We start from the raw sequence: 17,619 nt of genomic DNA on the forward strand, positions 1-17,619 counted from the left end.
ATGGAAGGTGAACTCGCACACATCGGCGCCGGTCTGGCAGGTCTGGGTACTGGTCTCGCAGCTCTGGGTGTTGGCAACGTTGCTGCTAACTTCCTGGCAGGCGCACTGCGCAACCCGTCGGCAGCAGCGTCGCAGACCGCGACCCTGTTCATCGGCATCGCATTTGCAGAAGCACTGGGCATCTTCTCGTTCCTGGTTGCTCTGCTGCTGATGTTCGCCGTCTAAGCCTTACGGAACACATCCTTACGGCCGGGTGGGTGCAACGCACTCACCCGGTGTAACCAGGAAGTTCCCGAAGGAGGACGTTATGGCGACCAATACCAACGCCGCCGAAGCTGCTTATTCGGTACACCCTATGCCACAGCTGGAACCCTCGTTTTGGGGCAACCAGGTGTTTTGGCTTCTGGTCACGCTGGTCGTGATCTATTTCGTCCTGTCGCGCATCGCGCTGCCGCGCATTGCTGCGGTTCTGGCCGAGCGTCAGGGGACCATCACCAACGACCTCGCCAAAGCTGAAGAGCTGAAAGCGAAAGCGGTTGAAGCGGAAGAGGCTTATAACAAGGCTCTGGCAGACGCCCGTGCAGAAGCACAGCGCATCGCCGCCGAAACCAAGGCCGAAATGCAGGCCGAACTCGACGCAGCGACCGTTAAGGCCGATGCCGAGATCGCCGAAAAACTGGCCGAAAGTGAAAAAGCTATCGCCGAGATCCGTGCGAACGCCCTGGCATCGGTGGAAGCCGTCGCCAAGGATACCGCAGCGGAACTCATCACTGCCCTGGGCGGTGAAGCCGATGACAAAGCCGTCGACGCAGCTGTGGCTGCTCGCATGAAGGGGTAAGAGATATGCGTAAACTTGCAACTCTCGTCGCTCTGACTGCGGCCAGCCCCGCCTTTGCTGCTGGTGGCCCGTTCTTCTCGCTGCGCAACACCGATTTCATCGTGTTGCTGGCATTCCTCTTGTTCGTCGGCATCCTGCTGAAGTTCAAAGTGCCCTCGATGATCGGTGGCCTGCTGGACAAACGCGCTGACGACATCAAGAACGAGCTGGACGAAGCCCGCGCCCTGCGTGAAGAAGCCCAGGCAATCCTGGCCTCTTATGAGCGCAAGTCGAAGGAAACGCAGGAGCAGGCAGATCGCATCGTGGCTCAGGCCAAAGAAGATGCAGCCGCCTTTGCTGCGCAGGCCAAAGAAGACCTGCAGAAGTCGATCGAGCGCCGCCTGAGTGCTGCGCAGGATCAGATCGCTTCGGCAGAAGCCTCGGCCGTACGTGACGTGCGCAACGCGGCGATTAATGTGGCTGTTGAAGCTGCCGGTGACATCGTTGCCAAGCAGATGAACGCAACCGCAGCCAACAAGCTGATCGACGCTGCGATCGGCGAAGTGGACGCCAAGCTGCACTAATCGCTTTGCATCGTGACATTCAAAACACCCCGTAGCCCGGCTGCGGGGTGTTTTGCTTTTGGTCTGTTTGGTTTTGAACAGCGCTGATCAGCGCAGGTGTTTTTCCATAGCCCAGTTGTGCAGCGTGACACCATTGCGCGCGATTTCACGCCGTTCAAGCACCCCAAATCCCTGTCTTAGAAAGAACCGTTTGGCGGCATCGCTGGCCTCGACCCAGAGCCGGGTGATGCCTTGGCGGCGCGCCTGATCTTCCAGATGATCATAAAGCGCCGTGCCGACACCGCTACCCGCATGCTCGGGATCACGATAGAAACAGTCGATGTGCCCGTCCGGCTGAAGCTCGACAAAGCCAGTGGGGTAATCGTTGGTATCAACCGCGACATAGACTTGATGGTCACCAGCCTGAATGCGGGCCAGATAGCGCTCCGCCGGGATTGGCCTGGCGCTCCAGGCCTGTCGTTGGTCGGCAGAATATTCACCCTCTGGCGTTGCCTGAACCGCCCGGTGAAAGATTCGGCCAAGCGCAGTGGCATCCTCATTGCGGAACGGGCGAATCTGCATGAAACCAATCCTGGGGCTGGGCATGGGCAGCGCCTGCCATCCGGCGGCGCTGCCTGATGTCACGAATTAGGCTCCGTGGTGGGGACGGGCCGCCGGGTAGACGCCAACGATCTTCAGCTCATTGGTGAAATAGCTCAACTCATCCAAGGCAAGCTGCACATTGGCGTCATCCGGGTGACCCTCAATATCCGCATAGAACTGAGTCGCGGTGAATGAGCCGTTCTTCATATAGCTTTCCAGCTTGGTCATGTTGACGCCATTGGTGGCAAAGCCGCCCATCGCCTTGTAGAGCGCCGCCGGGATGTTGCGCACCTCAAAGACGAAGGTGGTGATCATCTCAGCCTCACCCCGCCGTGCGTGGTTTGGTTCACGCGACATGATGACAAAACGGGTGGTGTTGTGGCCGTGATCTTCGATGTCTTTGGCCAGCACATTCAGCCCGTAGATCTTGGCCGCCATTTCCGATGCCAGCACACCCGTGGTGCGCTCATCGGATTTCGCCAGATCGGCGGCGGCACCGGCGCTGTCAGCTGCGGCTTCACCGCGAATCCCGTGTTTTTGCAAGAAGTTAGCCGATTGCGGCAGCAGCACCAGATGGGCTTGAACCTTCTCCAGCTCCTCCAGCGCAACACCCTGATGCGCCATCAGGGCAATGCGCACCCGCACAAAGGTTTCCCCGATGATATGCAGCCCGCTTTCCGGCAGCAGGCGGTGGATGTCCGCAACCCGACCATAGGTCGAATTCTCAATCGGCAGCATGGCCAGATCCGCCTCGCCGTTGCGCACGGCGGCGATCACGTCTTCAAAGGTCCGGCAGGGCAGGGCCTCCATTTCGGGGTAGCAGTTGTGGCAGGCCTCATGTGAGTAGGCGCCCAATTCTCCCTGAAAGGCGATACGATTGGTCATTGCTGATATTTCCCCGTCAAATAGACCCGTTTAGGGCGTTTGGTCGCGGAAACTATACCTTGCGCAAGGCAAGGGGAAGCGGGTAGATACGCCTCTGAACACATGTAACAAACGGGCGACCCATGCTTGATACTATGACCCTTACCAAAGCCGTCGGTGCATTCTGTGGTGCGCTGCTGGTTTTCTTGCTTGGCAACTGGGCGGCAGAGGCACTCTATAACACCGAAGTTGGCGGTCATGGTGATCACCACGCACAGGCCTATGTCATCGACACTGGTGCTGACGACAGCCACGGCGGTGCCGAGGAAGAAGGTCCTGACTTCGCGACCCTGTTGGCAGAAGCTGACGTGGCCAAAGGTGCCAAGGTTTTTGGCAAATGTAAGGCCTGCCACAAACTGGACGATGGTGCGAACGGCACCGGTCCGCACCTCTATCAGATCGTAGACCGCGCCGTGTCTGCAGCCGATGGCTTCGCCTATTCGGGCAAGCTGGTGGCAGTTGCTGACACCTGGACTGTCGACAATCTGAACGGTTTTGTTGAAAACCCCAAGAAATTCGCGCCGGGCACAAAAATGTCCTTCTCGGGCCTGAAAAAAGAGACCGACCGCGCCAATCTGATCGCCTATCTGCAGAGCCTGCAGTAAGCCATTGGCGTCCGCCGTCTGACCGGCGATCTGTTACAGAAAGGACCGTTGCCCAGCCGGGCAGCGGTCCTTTTCTTTGTGCGCAGGTCGCGCCTGATCGGCTATCTTGCTAGAATGTAATCACTATTGGGTGAGGCGTGGCTTGATGTAATGGGCGTGCCGATTTAGCTTTAATCAACGAAGAGATGCGAAGAACGCGTTCCAACAGCTGGAGGATCTTTCAATGGCACCATCCAAAATGCGCGCCCAAACGCACGCAATCGTGGCTGAACCTTCTGCTGGGCTGTACTGGCTTGGGGGTGGATTGACCGCCTTGGCGCTGCTCGGTCTGGCAGGGCAGGCGGGGGCTGAAGAAAAGATCATCACCAGCCATGGTTACAACTTCTTTGGTGAGCTGGAATATGGCGCTGATTTCGATCACCTGCGCTATGTGAACCCCGAAGCACCCAAAGGCGGTGAGATCTCGATCTGGACGCTGGGCACCTTCGACAGCTTTAACCTCTACACCCGCAAGGGCAACGCCGGTGCCCTGTCAAACATTGGCCATGAGGATGTTCTGACCTCCTACGCGGATGATCCCACAGGTGTTTACTGTTTCCTTTGCACGACGATGGAATATCCGGAATCAATCGATTGGGTGACCTTCAACCTGCGCGACGATGTGACGATGGCGGACGGCACACCATGGACCGGCCACGATCTGAAGTTCACCTTTGATATGTTCATGACCGACGGCCTGCCGTCGTTCCGTGCGGCCTTTGGCGCCTTTGTCGAAGAGGTTGAGGTGCTCGACACCTACAAGGTGCGGTTCCACTTCGCCCCCGACAGCCCTGAACGTGATCGCATCGGATTGGCCGGGGGCATGCCTGCCTTCTCGCAGAAATGGATCGAAGAGAACGGCTATAATATCGATGAGGCAAACGTCACACCGATCATGGGTTCAGGCCCATATCAGCTGGACAGCTACGATATTCCCAGCCGCATCATCTACAAGCGCAACCCTGACTACTGGGGCAACGATCTGGCGGTGAACAAGGGGCGCAACAACTTTGACAGCATCCGGGTCGAATACTTTGGTGACAGCGTTGCCGCCTTTGAGGCCTTCAAAGCAGGTGCCTATACCTTCCGGTCTGAAAACAGCTCCAAGACCTGGGCGACAGGTTACAATTTCCCCGGTGTGGTCAACGGCTATGTGAAGCCGGAAAAGCTGCCTGATGGCTCGCTGTCGTTGATGCAGAGCTATGTGTTCAATCTCCGTCGTGAAATCTTCCAGGATCGTCGTGTCCGCGAAGCGGTTGGGCTGATGTTTAACTTCGAATGGTCCAACGAATCGCTGTTCTATGGCCTCTATTCCCGGGTCACCAGTTTCTGGGGCAACTCGGACCTGCAGGCCACCGGCGTGCCCTCTGAGGGTGAATTGGCGCTGTTGCAGCCATTGGTCGATCAGGGGCTGCTTGAGGCATCGATCCTGACCGATGAGGTGGTGATGCCGCCGGTTTCAGGCAGCCGTCAGCTGGATCGCAAGAACCTGCGCAAAGCCTCGAAACTGCTGGATGAGGCGGGCTGGATCGTTGGCGACGACGGCTTGCGCCGCAAGGACGGTCAGGTGCTGACCATTGAGTTCCTGGACGATTCGCCAGCCTTTGACCGCATCACACTGCCCTATGTTGAAAACCTCAAACGTCTGGGCATCGATGCCAGCCTGAACCGTGTTGATCCGGCGCAGGCCAGTGAGCGTGAGCGCAAGTACGACTTTGACATGACCACCCACAACGGCCGCATGTCGCTGGAACCCTCCACCGGGTTGAAGCAATGGTTCGGGTCTGAGGGCGTCAACGAAAGCTCGCGCAACCTGATGGGCGTTGCCGATCCCGCCGTAGATGCGCTGATCGAAGAGGTGGTGGCCGCCACCAGCAAGGCCGAGTTGAAAACCGCAGTACATGCGCTGGACCGGGTGCTGCGCGCGAAACTCTTCTGGGTGCCGCAGTGGTTCAAGTCGGAGCATACGGTGGCCTACTACGACATGTATGAATACCCGACGCCGCTGCCGGCCTATGCCCGCGGAGAGTTGGATTTCTGGTGGTATAACGCCGAAAAGCACGAGGCGCTCAAAGCCGCTGGCGCGCTGAGGTAACGGGGCGATGGGCGCCTATATCCTCCGACGTTTGCTCTTGGTGATCCCGACGCTGATCGGGGTCATGATCATCAACTTTGCCCTGGTGCAGTTTGTGCCCGGTGGCCCGATCGAACAGATCATCGCCCAGACACAGGGCGAAGGAAACGTCTTCGAAAGCTTCGATGGCTCAGGCTCTGAGGTGGCGGGTGGCGATCTGGGTGGCGATGACCGCTATCAGGGCGCCCGTGGCCTGCCGCCTGAATTCATCGCTGAGCTGGAAAAAGAGTTCGGCTTTGACAAGCCGCCGTTGGAACGCTTCCTGTCGATGATGTGGAACTACATCCGCTTTGATTTCGGCGAAAGCTACTTCCGCTCAATCTCGGTGGTGGATCTGGTCATCGAAAAGATGCCGGTGTCGATCACGCTGGGCCTGTGGTCCACTGTCATCGCCTATATCATCTCGATCCCCCTTGGCATCCGCAAGGCAGTCAAGGATGGCTCTCGCTTTGATACATGGACCTCCGGCCTGATCATCGTGGCCTATGCGATCCCGGGCTTCCTCTTTGCGATCCTCTTGCTGGTGCTGTTTGCCGGTGGTTCCTACTGGCAGATCTTCCCGCTCAGGGGGCTGACCTCGGACAATTGGGAACAACTCAGCTGGTTCGGCAAGATCATCGATTACTTCTGGCACATCACCCTGCCGGTGGTGGCCTCCACCATTTCGGCCTTCGCCACGCTCACCCTGCTGACCAAGAACAGCTTCCTTGATGAAATCAAGAAACAGTATGTGGTCACCGCGCGCGCCAAGGGCCTCAGTGAATCGCGGGTGCTTTATGGCCATGTCTTCCGCAATGCGATGCTGATCGTGATTGCGGGCTTCCCGGCGGTGTTCATCGGCGTGTTCTTCGGCGGCTCCCTGATTATTGAGACACTGTTCAGCCTCGACGGTCTGGGCCGCATGGGCTTTGAGGCGGCCGTGGCACGCGACTACCCGGTGGTCTTTGGCACCCTCTTCGTCTTTGGCCTGATCGGGCTGGTTGTCGGGATCATTTCCGATCTGATGTATGTGCTGGTCGATCCGCGCATCGACTTTGAAAAGCGGGAGGGATGAGACCATGGCATTTGGTATGACACTCTCACCGCTGAACCAGCGCCGCTGGTCCAACTTGAAGGCCAACCGCCGCGCCTACTGGTCGCTGATCGTCTTCAGCGTGTTGTTTGTGATCTCGCTCTTTGCCGAGCTGGTGGCAAACGACAAACCCATTCTGGTGAACTACCGCGGCGATTACTTCACCCCGGTCTTCCAGTTTTATCCCGAAACCGCCTTTGGCGGCGATTTCCAGACCGAGGCCGTCTATAGCGATCCTGAGGTGAAATGCCTGATCCGCTCCGGCGGGATGGAGGATTGTTGGGACGATCCGGAAGGGGTGATTGAACAGATCAACGCTGGGGAGTACAGCGCGGAAGGCTTCCACAAAGGCTGGTCGATCTGGCCGCTGATCCCCTACAGCTATCAGTCCACCGTGGACCGCCCCGGCGCCGCGCCGCTGCCGCCGAACGCGCAGAACTGGCTGGGCACCGATGACACCAAACGCGATGTCATGGCGCGGGTGATCTATGGCTTCCGCCTGTCGATCCTGTTTGCGCTGATCGTCACCACGCTTTCCAGCATCATCGGCATCATTGCCGGCGCGGTGCAGGGCTATTTCGGCGGCTGGGTCGACCTGATTTTCCAGCGGATCATTGAGATCTGGAGCGGCACGCCCTCGCTCTACGTAATCATCATCCTGTTTGCGATCATCGGGCGAAGTTTCTGGCTGCTGGTGTTCATCACCGTGCTCTTCGGCTGGATCGGGCTGGTGGGCGTGGTCCGGGCGGAGTTCCTGCGCGCACGTAATCTGGAATATGTCCGCGCTGCCAAGGCGCTTGGCGTCTCCAACATCACCATCATGTTCCGCCATATGCTGCCCAACGCCATGGTCGCCACCGTAACGTTGCTGCCCTTTATTGTGACAGGCACGCTGGCAACATTGGCGGGGCTCGACTTCCTTGGTTTTGGTCTGCCGTCCTCGGCCCCGTCGCTGGGGGAATTGACGCTGCAGGCGAAACAAAACCTGCAGGCGCCATGGCTGGGCTTCACCGCCTTCTTTGTCTTCGCCATCATGCTGTCGCTCCTCGTGTTCATCTTTGAAGGTGTGCGCGATGCCTTTGATCCAAGGAAAACCTTCCAATGAGCATTCTTGAGGTCAAAGACCTGACCGTCAGCTTCCGTCAGGAAGGCAAGGTCAACAGGGCGGTGAAAGGGGTCTCCTTCACCGTGGACCGCGGTGAAACCGTCGCATTGGTCGGGGAAAGCGGTTCGGGCAAATCGGTGACGGCGATGTCCACTGTTTCGCTGCTGGGCGAAAACGCCGAAGTGGGCGGATCGGTCACTTATGAAGGCACCGAAATGATCGGCGCCAGTGAGGCCGAGTTGCAGCGCGTGCGCGGCAATGACATCTCTTTCATCTTTCAGGAGCCGATGACCTCGCTCAACCCGCTGCACACGATTGAAAAGCAGTTGAGCGAATCGCTGATGCTGCACCAGGGCATCGCGGCTGATCAGGCCCGGGGACAGGTACTGGAGCTGCTGGATAAGGTTGGCATCCGGGATGCGGAAAAACGCCTGACCTCCTATCCGCACCAGCTGTCCGGCGGTCAACGCCAGCGGGTGATGATCGCCATGGCGCTGGCCAACAAGCCCGACGTGTTGATTGCGGATGAGCCTACCACAGCCTTGGATGTGACCATTCAGGCGCAGATCCTTGATCTGCTGGTTGAGCTGAAAGAAAGCGAAAACATGGGGCTGTTGTTCATCACCCATGACCTGGGGATCGTGCAGAAACTGGCCGATAAGGTCTGTGTGATGAAAGACGGCGAAGTTGTTGAGGCTGGACCAACCGCCGAGATCTTTGCCAATCCTCAGCACGAATACACCCAGATGCTGTTGTCCGCCCGCGCCGCCGGGGTGCCTACCCCGGTTCCGGAGGGGGCAGAAACCATCCTGACCACCGACAGCCTGCGCATCTGGTTCCCGATCCAGCGGGGCTTCTTCAAACGCACGGTGGGCCACATCAAGGCGGTGAATGACGCCAGTTTTTCCCTGCGGGCAGGCGAAACGCTGGGGGTTGTGGGGGAGTCGGGGTCCGGCAAAACCACATTGGCCCTTGCCGTGATGCGTTTGATCGCCTCGGAGGGCGGGATCAATTTTGAGGGTCGCGACATTCGCAACATCTCAACCAAAGAGTTGCGGGCGCTGCGCAAGGACATGCAGATCGTCTTTCAGGATCCCTTTGGCAGTCTGTCCCCCCGGATGAGCTGCGCCCAGATCATTGCCGAAGGGCTATCGGTCCATGGCGGCGGCAAGAGCGATCAACGCACCAAAGTGGCCGCCGTGATGGAGGAGGTGGGCCTCGATCCCGCCACGATGGACCGCTATCCACATGAGTTTTCCGGCGGCCAACGCCAGCGCATCGCCATTGCGCGCGCGATGATTCTGAACCCGCGCCTTGTGGTGCTGGATGAGCCAACCTCGGCCCTGGATATGACGGTGCAGGTGCAGATCGTTGATCTGCTGCGCGACCTGCAACAAAAACACGGGCTGACCTATCTGTTCATCAGTCACGACCTGCATGTGGTGCGGGCGATGAGCCACAAGATGATTGTGATGCAACAGGGCGATGTGGTGGAGGCCGGGCCGGCAGATGCCCTGTTCAACAACCCGCAGACCGATTACGCCAAGACTCTGCTGGCCGCGACGGTCTGAACCGAAAAACGCCCGCCCCAACATTGCTGGGACAGGCGCCGCATCACTGTAAATATCAAACCAGTTCAGATTGCTGAGCTATGGCCCGCTTTGGACAGGTCATAGGCGTCAAATGCGCGCGCAATCATCCGGGTCAGTGGGCGGGCCGCTTCGGGAATGAACAGATCGCCATTGCGGCGATCAAGCATACCTGGGAAGGCGCTGTCAGCTTGATCCAGCATCGCCTGCAGCTGCGCGGCAGGGACGTCAAAACCATCCAGCAGCTCGGCACTGTCAACCTTGAAGTCGCACATGATCATCTCAATGATTCGGCTGCGCAGCTTGTCCTCAGGTGTGAACCGATGGCCCTTGGTGACTGAAAAACGGCCCTCCCGGATCGCGCCGGTATGGGCACCGGTGGCCGGGGCGTTCTGCGTGTAGCCCTGCGGGAACCGCGAAATTGAAGAGGCCCCAACCCCGATCAACACATCCGATGTGTCATCGGTGTAGCCTTGAAAATTCCGCCGCAACCGCCCGGCCTTCTGCGCGATGGTCAGACCGTCATCCTGCGTCGCAAAGTGGTCGATGCCAATTTCAGCGTAATTGTCCCAGACGAACAGTTTGCGCGCCGTCTCAAACAGTTCCAGTCGTTCTTCGGGTGTTGGCAGCGCGTCCGAGGGGATCATCTGCTGCCGTTTGGCCATCCAGGGCACATGGGCATAGCCGTAAAGTGCCACGCGATCGGGCTCCAGCGACAGCAGCTTCTGCACGCTTTCAGTGATCCGTTCCTGGCTCTGATGCGGCAGGCCAAACAGGATATCAGCGTTCAGGCTGTAGACACCGTGGCTGCGGATCGCCTCCACGGCGTCGCGGGTGATGTCATAGCCCTGAATACGGCCAATGGTTTTCTGGATCTCGTCGTCGAAATCCTGCACCCCGATCGAGGCGCGGTTCATCCCCGCCGCGGCCAAGACCTTGAGCCGCGCGTCGTCAATCTCATTCGGGTCAATCTCAACCGAAAACTCAGCATTGGGCGCGAAAGGCGCCACATCAGCAATTGCGCCGGCCAGCTCATTCATCATCTCAGGTGACAGCAGTGTCGGCGTGCCGCCGCCCCAATGCAGCCGTGACAGGCTGATGCCTTCGGGCAGCTGACGCTTCAGCATCTTCAGCTCAGCCTTGAGCACCTCAAGGTAGGCGGCCACAGGTGATTCACTCTGCGTGCCCTGGGTGCGGCAGGCGCAGAACCAGCACAACCGGCGGCAAAATGGCACATGCACATAGAGCGAAATACTGGAGCCAGGCGCTAAGGCGCTGATCCAGCTGGCATAATCGCTCCCGTTCACTTCCGTCGAGAAGTGCGGGGCAGTGGGATAAGAGGTGTAACGCGGGACTTTCGCGTCAAACAGTCCCAGTTTGGCAAGTTGCGTTTTCGTTTCCATGGACATAGCCTTTAGGAGAACGGCGTCAAAGCCTCTTTGACCCAGATCAAGCGCGAACGGATAGATGCTGAAAGAGATTTCCCTCCCCAGCCCCCATGATTGTTCTGATTGCCCGATTCGGCATCGGGCAGTCTGTGCCAGGTGTGATGCCGATGAATTGGAGCACCTGGATAAGATCAAATATTACCGCAGCTTCGAGGCGGGCCAGACTGTTGTCTGGTCAGGGGATCCGATGGATTTCGTCGGCTCGGTTGTCTCGGGCATCGCGACCCTGACCCAAACGATGGAAGACGGCCGCACCCAGATGGTTGGTCTGTTGCTGCCCAGCGATTTTGTTGGTCGCCCGGGCCGTGATGGTTCGGCCTATGACGTGGTGGCAACCACCGATCTGGTGATGTGCTGTTTCCGTAAAAAACCGTTTGAAAAGATGATGTTGGAAACGCCCCACATCGCGCAGCGGTTGTTGGAAATGACGCTGGATGAACTGGATGCAGCGCGTGAATGGATGTTGGTCCTGGGCCGCAAAACCGCACGCGAGAAAATCGCCAGCCTGCTGTCGATCATCGCAAGGCGCGACGCCACGCTGCACCTGCGCCCGGCGCAGGGCAAGGTGGTGTTTGACCTGCCGCTGACCCGCGAAGCGATGGCGGATTATCTGGGTCTGACGCTGGAGACGGTCAGCCGCCAGATCTCGGCGCTGAAGCGCGACGGGGTGATCCAGCTGGAAGGCAAACGCCATGTGACCGTGCCCGATCTCGACCGGTTGATGGATGAGGCAGGGGATGATTCTGACGGTGGCGTTTTCGCCTGATACGCGCCTATATCCTCAAATGCACATCTGAAAATGGCGGGGCTGGCCCCGCCATTTTCGTTTTCGGGCATTTTTTAGTGCGCCATGAATACTGGCAGCGGTGACAGTTCCAGCATATCCCGCGTGGCACCGCCTAAGATCGCCTCGCGGAACCGCGAATGGCCATAGGCCCCCATCACCACCAGATCGCAGTTGATGTCGCCCGCATGGCGTAGGATCACGTCAGAGACCCGCGGCAGGGTTTTCGACAGCACGTCGATTTCGGTTTTGACGTCGTGACGGGCCAGAAACTGGGACAGCATACCACCGGGATCGGACCGGCTGGGCCCATGGGCTGGCGGGTCCACCACCACAACACAGACGCGCTCGGCCTGTTTCAGGATCGGTAGGGCCGCGCGCACTGTGCGCAGCGCCTCGGGGCTTTCGTTCCAGGCAACCAGAACGGTTTTCGGGGTCGGCAGGGCCGTCACACCTTCTGGCATCACCAGAACCGGCACACCGCCATCAAACAGGGCCGCTTCGACAACCGCTTCCAGCTCCAAACCCAGCCCTTCGCCATAGGGTTTGGCCAGAACCGCCAGATCACTGAACCGGGCATGCAGCCCGACGTGCCGGCCAATGTCGGCCAATTGTGACACGCCGCTTTCAACACCCCAGCGCACATCCTGCAGACCCAGATATTTGTCGGCGCTGTCTTCAAGAGACTTGGCCTCTTCATGCGCGCGCGTTAGGGTTTCTTGTACGACCAAAGCGTTTGTGCCGGCGTAGTGGTACCCTGTTTGGGTGCGATCTACGCCAAGTGCAAGCACCTCAATATGTGCGTCATATTTTCGCGCAATTGTGGTGGTTTGGTCGAGAAGACCGGGGATTTGTGCCGGATCTGTCAGCACAGAAAATAGTGTTTTAAAGGCCATTTCCGAGTTCCTCCTGAGCAGATTGGCTGAATTTGAATTTAACGCCCCAACTGATGTGTGACTTTGACACGTGTCAATTTCACACCCTCTTGTGTCAGAGCCTCGTGAGAACGGTGGATTTTGATGCAGATCAAGGCGGTGACAGGCCCAGGGCCGCATTAAGCCGCCAGTCTGGAACCGCCCGTACGCGAAACGAATCGTGCGGGTTCAGAGACGAAGGGACGCAAAATGGTTAACTATATCAAGCTGATCGCGCTTGGTCTCGCAACGCTCGGTGCGTTGATCGCGGCCAACTACGGTCGGGACTTGGCCTACTCGGTGAACATGCTGATTGCAGCTTTGTTCGCGATTGTGGCTTTTATCTTTATTCTACGTCGCACGGATGAGCCAGCAGGCTCTGACGTGTCAGGCGAATACATGGATGGCGTGGTCCGCTACGGCGTGATCGCTACAGCTTTCTGGGGAGTGGTGGGCTTCCTGGTGGGTGTGGTCATCGCTTTCCAGCTGGCATTCCCAGCACTTAACTTGGATTTCATGCAGGGCTTCACCAACTTTGGTCGCCTGCGCCCGCTGCACACCTCCGCGGTGATTTTTGCCTTTGGCGGTAACGCGCTGCTGGCCACCTCGTTCTACATCGTGCAACGCACCTCGGCCGCGCGGCTGTGGGGCGGCAATCTGGCGTGGTTCGTGTTCTGGGGCTACCAGCTGTTCATCCTGATGGCGGCAACCGGCTACCTGCTGGGTGCAACCAACGCCAAAGAATACGCTGAACCGGAATGGCATATCGATCTGTGGCTGACCATCGTCTGGGTCTGCTATCTGCTGGTCTTCGCCGGTACGATCATGAAACGGAAAGAGCCGCATATCTACGTGGCCAACTGGTTCTTCCTGGCCTTCATCATCACCGTAGCCATGCTGCATATCGTCAACAACCTGGCGATCCCGGTCTCGATCTTCGGCTCCAAATCGGTGCAGGTCTTCTCGGGTGTGCAGGACGCGATGGTGCAGTGGTGGTATGGCCACAACGCTGTGGGCTTCTTCCTGACTGCGGGCTTCCTGGGCATGATGTACTACTTCGTGCCGAAACAGGCGGAACGTCCAGTTTATTCCTACAAACTGTCGATCATCCACTTCTGGGCGCTGATCTTCTTGTATATCTGGGCCGGTCCGCACCACCTGCACTACACCGCGCTGCCGGATTGGGCTTCGACCCTTGGCATGGTGTTCTCGATCGTGCTGTGGATGCCCAGCTGGGGTGGCATGATCAACGGCCTGATGACGCTGTCTGGCGCCTGGGACAAGCTGCGCACCGATCCGGTTCTGCGGATGATGGTGATCTCGCTTGGCTTCTACGGCATGTCGACCTTCGAAGGTCCGATGATGTCGATCCGCGCTGTGAACTCGCTCAGCCACTACACCGACTGGACCATTGGTCACGTGCACTCCGGTGCGCTGGGGTGGAACGGTATGATCACCTTTGGTGCGCTCTACTTCCTGATGCCCAAGCTGTGGAACAAAGAGCGTCTCTATAGCCTGAGCCTGGTGTCCTGGCACTTCTGGCTCGCCACCATCGGCATCATTCTCTATGCGGCCTCGATGTGGGTGACCGGTATCATGGAAGGTCTGATGTGGCGTGAAGTGGATGCCAACGGCTTCCTGGTGAACTCGTTCGCCGACACCGTAAGCGCCAAGTTCCCAATGTATGTGGTCCGCGGACTGGGTGGGGTTCTGTTCCTCGCGGGTTCCTTGATCATGTGCTACAACCTCTGGATGACTGCAAAGCGCGCCCCGGCCTCTGAGGCCGAAGGCTCCGCCGCAGTTCCGGCTGAATAAGGAGGGCCGGACAGATGGCAATTCTAGACAAACACGCGATCCTCGAGAAAAACGTTACCCTGTTGGCAATCTTTGCCTTCCTGGTGGTGACCATCGGCGGCATCGTTCAAATCGCACCGCTGTTCTGGCTGGAAAACACGATTGAGGATGTAGAGGGCATGCGCCCCTACACCCCGCTCGAACTGGCCGGTCGTGACATCTACATGCGCGAAGGCTGCTACGTCTGCCACAGTCAGATGATCCGTCCGATGCGTGACGAAGTGGAGCGTTATGGCCACTACTCGCTGGCGGCGGAGTCGAAATATGACCACCCGCACCAGTGGGGGTCCAAGCGGACCGGCCCGGATCTGGCCCGTGTTGGTGGTCGCTACTCGGATGAGTGGCAGGCAGACCACCTGCGCGATCCGCAGTCGGTGGTGCCGGAATCGGTGATGCCCAAATACGGCTTCCTGGAGAAGACCCGGATTGATGGCAAATACATCGATGAGCTGCTGAACGCACATCGCATCGTGGGCGTGCCCTACACCGATGACATGATTGCAAATGCGCAGGCGGACTTTGCCGCGCAGGCCGATCCTGACAGCGACTATGACGGTCTGCTGGAACGCTACGGCGAAGACTCGGTTCAAGTGCGCAACTTCGACGGTCAGCCTGAACTGACCGAAGCGGATGCGATGATCGCTTACCTGCAGATGCTGGGGACCTTGGTTGATTTCTCAACCTTTACCCCGGACGCAAGCCGCTAAAGGAGGGCGAGAATATGGAAACCTATTCCCTGCTCAGAGAGTTCGCGGACAGCTGGATGTTGCTGGCACTGTTTACGTTCTTCATGGGGGTCGTCGTGTTCGTGATGCGCCCTGGAAGCACCAAGACCTACAGCAATGTCGCTGACATTCCTTTCCGGCACGAAGACAAGCCCGCCGCCAAAAGCGGCGACGCCAAGGAGGCGTGAAACATGGCTAAAAAACCTACGCAAAATAAAGACGTCGGCACCACAGGCCATTCCTGGGACGGCATCGAAGAGCTGAACACCCCATTGCCGCGCTGGTGGCTGTGGACCTTCTACGCCACCATCGTCTGGGGCCTCTACTATGTGGCAGCCTATCCAGCCTGGCCGTTGATCAACGGCGCCACGCAGGGCTTCCTTGGCTTCTCAACCCGTGCCGAAGTTGCGGCTGACATTGCAGAATTTGAGGCCAAACAGGCCCCAATGAACGACAAGCTGGCCTCGGTTGAGCTGACCGCGATTGCCGATGATGCAGAGCTGCTGGGCTATGCAAACTCGGCCGGTGCGGCGGTGTTCAAGACCTGGTGTGCCCAGTGTCACGGTTCTGGTGCGTCGGGGGCCGTTGGCTATCCGAACCTGGTGGATGACGATTGGCTTTGGGGTGGGGATATCGAATCGATCCACACCACCATCACTGTCGGCGTCCGTCAGCCCACCGACGAAGACTATCTTCGCCAGTCGGAAATGCCCGCCTTTGGCCGCGATGAGCTGTTGGAGGATGGTCAGATCGACGAAGTGGTTAATTTCGTGATGTCGCTGTCAGGTGACGCACAGGATGCCACCCTCGTTGAGGCCGGTGCCGTGGTTTACGAAGAAAACTGCGCCGCCTGCCACGGTGACGAAGGAAAAGGTGACATAGATCAAGGCGCGCCGAATCTGGCTGATGCAATCTGGCTCTATGGTGACAGTTACGACGCCATCCGCGAGTCGGTCTATTACGCCCGTTACGGTGCAATGCCGGCCTGGAACACCCGCCTGTCTGAGGCGGAGATCCGCGCGGTATCCACCTTTGTCCACACTCGTGGTGGTGGTCAGTAACACCTGAGATACCCCGGGGCGTTTCCCGACGCCCTAGGGGCTGGCACCGGCCCTTCCGTCCTGTTCGCGCGTTTCCTGGAAGGCCGGTGCCCCTTATTCAGTAAAGCGTGTTGCGTTCCCTTAAAAAGACAAGAGGTCTCGGTTTTCCACCGGGATCTCTTGCTCGTTATGCCCTCTGGGGAGTCGTAGGGCAGGGATTACAGCTGGCGGATCTTGACCATGCCGCGGGCGCTGTCAAAGGCGCAGCAGGATTGGCGCGGCACGCGCAGTTTCGGTTTTTCCTCTGCCCGGGGATCCTGGACAGGCTGGTCCTGCCGGGTTGCAGTCAGAAAGCTATGTGCAAAAATATTCAACATGACCTTGTCTCTATCACTGGGTTTCTTTTGTCTTTTTGCGCTTTATTGTTGGCTATGACGACTCTGGTCTGATTTCTATAATGTAAGTTGAGGTTACACATGGATTGGCGTTCCCTGCCGCCCCTGACAGCACTGCGTGCCTTTCTGGCGTTCCATGAGGCGGGCAATATGGCGGCGGCGGGCCAGTCGCTAAACGTCAGCCACGCGGCAATTTCACAGCAAATCAAATCGCTTGAGGCCCATTTGGGCGTGACCCTGTTGGACCGCCGCGCCCGCAAAACCTCTCTGACCGAAGAGGGGCTGCAGCTGGCTCAGGCAATTGAGCGCGGCTTTGGCGAGATGCTGCGTGTGGTTGAGGTGCTGACCGGGGGTGAGGCTGCGCGCCCTGTGCAGATCTCCGTCACCCCGTCCTTTGCCGCAAACTGGCTGATGCCCCGTCTGGCTGATTTCCGCATCAAACACCCTGAGGTTTCGCTGATGATCGATCCCAGCGCTGAGGTGAAACAGCTGGAACCCGGCGGCATCGATGTGGCGATTCGTCATGGGGATGGGCATTGGCCGGGGCTGGATGTGAAGCTGATCGTGGCAGCGCCGATTGTTCTGGTCGCCGCGCCGCATCTGGTGCCCAAGAAAAACGATCTGCGGCCTGAGGATCTGCTGGACCTGCCTTGGCTGCAGGAGCTGGGCACCCATGAATGCAGCAGTTGGCTGCGCAAACAGGGGGTCAGCAGCGATCCCGCCTTTGGCATTTCCTCGATGCCCGGTAACCTGATGCTGGAAGCGCTGCGACTGGGCCAGGGGATCGGCGTTGCCGCCCGTCCCTTGATCGCCCCTGATATTCAGGCGGGCCGGCTGCAGGTGATCTTCGAAGAGCCCGAAGGCACAGGCTATTACATGGTCACGCGCCCGGGCGTGCAACGCAAGCCGCTGAAAACATTCGCCCGCTGGATGGTGCGACAAAGCGGCCAATAGATGAATTGAAGATGTGAGTTTGATTCAGGTCAAAGTCACCTTAGGTGCATCCCT

19 protein-coding genes are annotated in these 17,619 nt (G+C 58.6%); 14 read left to right on the forward strand and 5 right to left on the reverse strand.

Annotated elements, in window-relative coordinates; genetic code table 11:
- The 3 genes from TL5118_RS04065 to TL5118_RS04075 all read left to right on the forward strand — a co-directional run bounded on the left by TL5118_RS04065 (position 1) and on the right by TL5118_RS04075 (position 1,401).
- On the forward strand, positions 1-225 hold the full coding sequence (locus tag TL5118_RS04065) for a F0F1 ATP synthase subunit C (protein WP_058245531.1): 225 nt from the start codon (positions 1-3) through the stop codon (positions 223-225).
- Between the two features lie 82 nt (positions 226-307).
- Complete coding sequence (locus TL5118_RS04070; RefSeq protein WP_058245530.1) at positions 308-838, forward strand: F0F1 ATP synthase subunit B'; 531 nt, start codon at positions 308-310, stop codon at positions 836-838.
- A gap of 5 nt (positions 839-843) precedes the next feature.
- Positions 844-1,401, forward strand: a complete 558-nt coding sequence (locus TL5118_RS04075; RefSeq protein WP_058245529.1) for a F0F1 ATP synthase subunit B — start codon at positions 844-846, stop codon at positions 1,399-1,401.
- A gap of 87 nt (positions 1,402-1,488) precedes the next feature.
- Here the strand turns inward: TL5118_RS04075 and TL5118_RS04080 are convergent, their stop codons facing one another.
- Positions 1,489-1,962: a GNAT family N-acetyltransferase gene (locus TL5118_RS04080; protein ID WP_058245528.1), complete on the reverse strand. Its 474-nt coding sequence runs from the start codon at positions 1,960-1,962 to the stop codon at positions 1,489-1,491.
- Between the two features lie 66 nt (positions 1,963-2,028).
- Positions 2,029-2,868 (reverse strand): prephenate dehydratase, encoded by an 840-nt coding sequence (locus TL5118_RS04085; protein WP_058245527.1) that lies wholly within the window; start codon positions 2,866-2,868, stop codon positions 2,029-2,031.
- Positions 2,869-2,990: 122 nt separating this feature from the next.
- Between TL5118_RS04085 and TL5118_RS04090 the strand changes: the two genes are divergently transcribed.
- The 5 genes from TL5118_RS04090 to TL5118_RS04110 all read left to right on the forward strand — a co-directional run bounded on the left by TL5118_RS04090 (position 2,991) and on the right by TL5118_RS04110 (position 9,433).
- Entirely contained in the window at positions 2,991-3,512 is a 522-nt protein-coding gene (locus TL5118_RS04090) for a c-type cytochrome (protein WP_058245526.1), read from the forward strand.
- A gap of 223 nt (positions 3,513-3,735) precedes the next feature.
- A complete protein-coding gene (locus TL5118_RS04095; RefSeq protein ID WP_058245525.1) occupies positions 3,736-5,646 on the forward strand; it encodes an extracellular solute-binding protein in 1,911 nt (636 codons plus the stop codon).
- Between the two features lie 7 nt (positions 5,647-5,653).
- Entirely contained in the window at positions 5,654-6,739 is a 1,086-nt protein-coding gene (locus TL5118_RS04100; protein WP_058260749.1) for a microcin C ABC transporter permease YejB, read from the forward strand.
- Positions 6,740-6,755: 16 nt separating this feature from the next.
- Positions 6,756-7,862 carry an ABC transporter permease gene (locus tag TL5118_RS04105; protein WP_058245594.1) on the forward strand — a complete coding sequence of 369 codons (1,107 nt, stop codon included), beginning with the start codon at positions 6,756-6,758 and terminating at the stop codon, positions 7,860-7,862.
- The gene (locus TL5118_RS04110) at positions 7,859-9,433 is read left to right on the forward strand and encodes an ABC transporter ATP-binding protein (RefSeq protein WP_058245523.1); all 1,575 of its coding nucleotides are present in this window, start codon (positions 7,859-7,861) and stop codon (positions 9,431-9,433) included. The genes TL5118_RS04105 and TL5118_RS04110 overlap by 4 nt, the downstream gene beginning before the upstream one ends.
- A gap of 65 nt (positions 9,434-9,498) precedes the next feature.
- Here TL5118_RS04110 and hemN read toward each other — a convergent pair whose 3' ends face one another.
- Entirely contained in the window at positions 9,499-10,854 is a 1,356-nt protein-coding gene (hemN, locus tag TL5118_RS04115; RefSeq protein WP_058245522.1) for an oxygen-independent coproporphyrinogen III oxidase, read from the reverse strand.
- Positions 10,855-10,918: 64 nt separating this feature from the next.
- Here hemN and fnrL point away from each other — a divergent pair, with 64 nt between their 5' ends.
- Complete coding sequence (gene fnrL, locus TL5118_RS04120) at positions 10,919-11,665, forward strand: transcriptional regulator FnrL (RefSeq protein WP_058245521.1); 747 nt, start codon at positions 10,919-10,921, stop codon at positions 11,663-11,665.
- A gap of 74 nt (positions 11,666-11,739) precedes the next feature.
- Here fnrL and TL5118_RS04125 read toward each other — a convergent pair whose 3' ends face one another.
- Complete coding sequence (locus TL5118_RS04125; protein WP_058245520.1) at positions 11,740-12,579, reverse strand: universal stress protein; 840 nt, start codon at positions 12,577-12,579, stop codon at positions 11,740-11,742.
- A 228-nt stretch (positions 12,580-12,807) separates the two neighbouring features.
- Here TL5118_RS04125 and ccoN point away from each other — a divergent pair, with 228 nt between their 5' ends.
- The 4 genes from ccoN to ccoP are packed head-to-tail and all read left to right on the forward strand — an operon-like array spanning position 12,808 to position 16,237.
- Entirely contained in the window at positions 12,808-14,412 is a 1,605-nt protein-coding gene (ccoN, locus tag TL5118_RS04130) for a cytochrome-c oxidase, cbb3-type subunit I (RefSeq protein WP_058245519.1), read from the forward strand.
- Positions 14,413-14,426: 14 nt separating this feature from the next.
- Positions 14,427-15,158, forward strand: coding sequence for a cytochrome-c oxidase, cbb3-type subunit II (gene ccoO, locus TL5118_RS04135; RefSeq protein ID WP_058245518.1), 732 nt, complete (start codon positions 14,427-14,429; stop codon positions 15,156-15,158).
- Between the two features lie 14 nt (positions 15,159-15,172).
- Complete coding sequence (locus TL5118_RS04140; RefSeq protein ID WP_058245517.1) at positions 15,173-15,364, forward strand: CcoQ/FixQ family Cbb3-type cytochrome c oxidase assembly chaperone; 192 nt, start codon at positions 15,173-15,175, stop codon at positions 15,362-15,364.
- Between the two features lie 3 nt (positions 15,365-15,367).
- The gene (gene ccoP, locus TL5118_RS04145; protein ID WP_058245516.1) at positions 15,368-16,237 is read left to right on the forward strand and encodes a cytochrome-c oxidase, cbb3-type subunit III; all 870 of its coding nucleotides are present in this window, start codon (positions 15,368-15,370) and stop codon (positions 16,235-16,237) included.
- Positions 16,238-16,434: 197 nt separating this feature from the next.
- Here the strand turns inward: ccoP and TL5118_RS21310 are convergent, their stop codons facing one another.
- Positions 16,435-16,593 (reverse strand): hypothetical protein, encoded by a 159-nt coding sequence (locus TL5118_RS21310; protein ID WP_165590014.1) that lies wholly within the window; start codon positions 16,591-16,593, stop codon positions 16,435-16,437.
- Positions 16,594-16,692: 99 nt separating this feature from the next.
- On the opposite strand from TL5118_RS21310, the gene TL5118_RS04150 reads away from it, so the two are divergent.
- On the forward strand, positions 16,693-17,565 hold the full coding sequence (locus TL5118_RS04150; RefSeq protein ID WP_058245515.1) for a LysR family transcriptional regulator: 873 nt from the start codon (positions 16,693-16,695) through the stop codon (positions 17,563-17,565).
- Positions 17,566-17,619: the final 54 nt, after the last annotated feature.

It is taken from the genome of Thalassovita autumnalis (genome assembly GCF_001458255.1).
GTDB classification, from domain to species: domain Bacteria; phylum Pseudomonadota; class Alphaproteobacteria; order Rhodobacterales; family Rhodobacteraceae; genus Thalassobius; species Thalassobius autumnalis.

What these genes read in the sequence shown, in the direction of transcription:
- TL5118_RS04065 (WP_058245531.1), top strand. Translation starts at nt 1, where the DNA reads ATGGAAGGTGAACTCGCACACATCGGCGCCGGTCTGGCAGGTCTGGGT.
- TL5118_RS04070 (WP_058245530.1), top strand. Translation starts at nt 308, where the DNA reads ATGGCGACCAATACCAACGCCGCCGAAGCTGCTTATTCGGTACACCCT.
- TL5118_RS04075 (WP_058245529.1), top strand. Translation starts at nt 844, where the DNA reads ATGCGTAAACTTGCAACTCTCGTCGCTCTGACTGCGGCCAGCCCCGCC.
- TL5118_RS04080 (WP_058245528.1), bottom strand. Translation starts at nt 1,962, where the DNA reads ATGCAGATTCGCCCGTTCCGCAATGAGGATGCCACTGCGCTTGGCCGA.
- TL5118_RS04085 (WP_058245527.1), bottom strand. Translation starts at nt 2,868, where the DNA reads ATGACCAATCGTATCGCCTTTCAGGGAGAATTGGGCGCCTACTCACAT.
- TL5118_RS04090 (WP_058245526.1), top strand. Translation starts at nt 2,991, where the DNA reads ATGCTTGATACTATGACCCTTACCAAAGCCGTCGGTGCATTCTGTGGT.
- TL5118_RS04095 (WP_058245525.1), top strand. Translation starts at nt 3,736, where the DNA reads ATGGCACCATCCAAAATGCGCGCCCAAACGCACGCAATCGTGGCTGAA.
- TL5118_RS04100 (WP_058260749.1), top strand. Translation starts at nt 5,654, where the DNA reads ATGGGCGCCTATATCCTCCGACGTTTGCTCTTGGTGATCCCGACGCTG.
- TL5118_RS04105 (WP_058245594.1), top strand. Translation starts at nt 6,756, where the DNA reads ATGACACTCTCACCGCTGAACCAGCGCCGCTGGTCCAACTTGAAGGCC.
- TL5118_RS04110 (WP_058245523.1), top strand. Translation starts at nt 7,859, where the DNA reads ATGAGCATTCTTGAGGTCAAAGACCTGACCGTCAGCTTCCGTCAGGAA.
- hemN (WP_058245522.1), bottom strand. Translation starts at nt 10,854, where the DNA reads ATGGAAACGAAAACGCAACTTGCCAAACTGGGACTGTTTGACGCGAAA.
- fnrL (WP_058245521.1), top strand. Translation starts at nt 10,919, where the DNA reads ATGCTGAAAGAGATTTCCCTCCCCAGCCCCCATGATTGTTCTGATTGC.
- TL5118_RS04125 (WP_058245520.1), bottom strand. Translation starts at nt 12,579, where the DNA reads ATGGCCTTTAAAACACTATTTTCTGTGCTGACAGATCCGGCACAAATC.
- ccoN (WP_058245519.1), top strand. Translation starts at nt 12,808, where the DNA reads ATGGTTAACTATATCAAGCTGATCGCGCTTGGTCTCGCAACGCTCGGT.
- ccoO (WP_058245518.1), top strand. Translation starts at nt 14,427, where the DNA reads ATGGCAATTCTAGACAAACACGCGATCCTCGAGAAAAACGTTACCCTG.
- TL5118_RS04140 (WP_058245517.1), top strand. Translation starts at nt 15,173, where the DNA reads ATGGAAACCTATTCCCTGCTCAGAGAGTTCGCGGACAGCTGGATGTTG.
- ccoP (WP_058245516.1), top strand. Translation starts at nt 15,368, where the DNA reads ATGGCTAAAAAACCTACGCAAAATAAAGACGTCGGCACCACAGGCCAT.
- TL5118_RS21310 (WP_165590014.1), bottom strand. Translation starts at nt 16,593, where the DNA reads ATGTTGAATATTTTTGCACATAGCTTTCTGACTGCAACCCGGCAGGAC.
- TL5118_RS04150 (WP_058245515.1), top strand. Translation starts at nt 16,693, where the DNA reads ATGGATTGGCGTTCCCTGCCGCCCCTGACAGCACTGCGTGCCTTTCTG.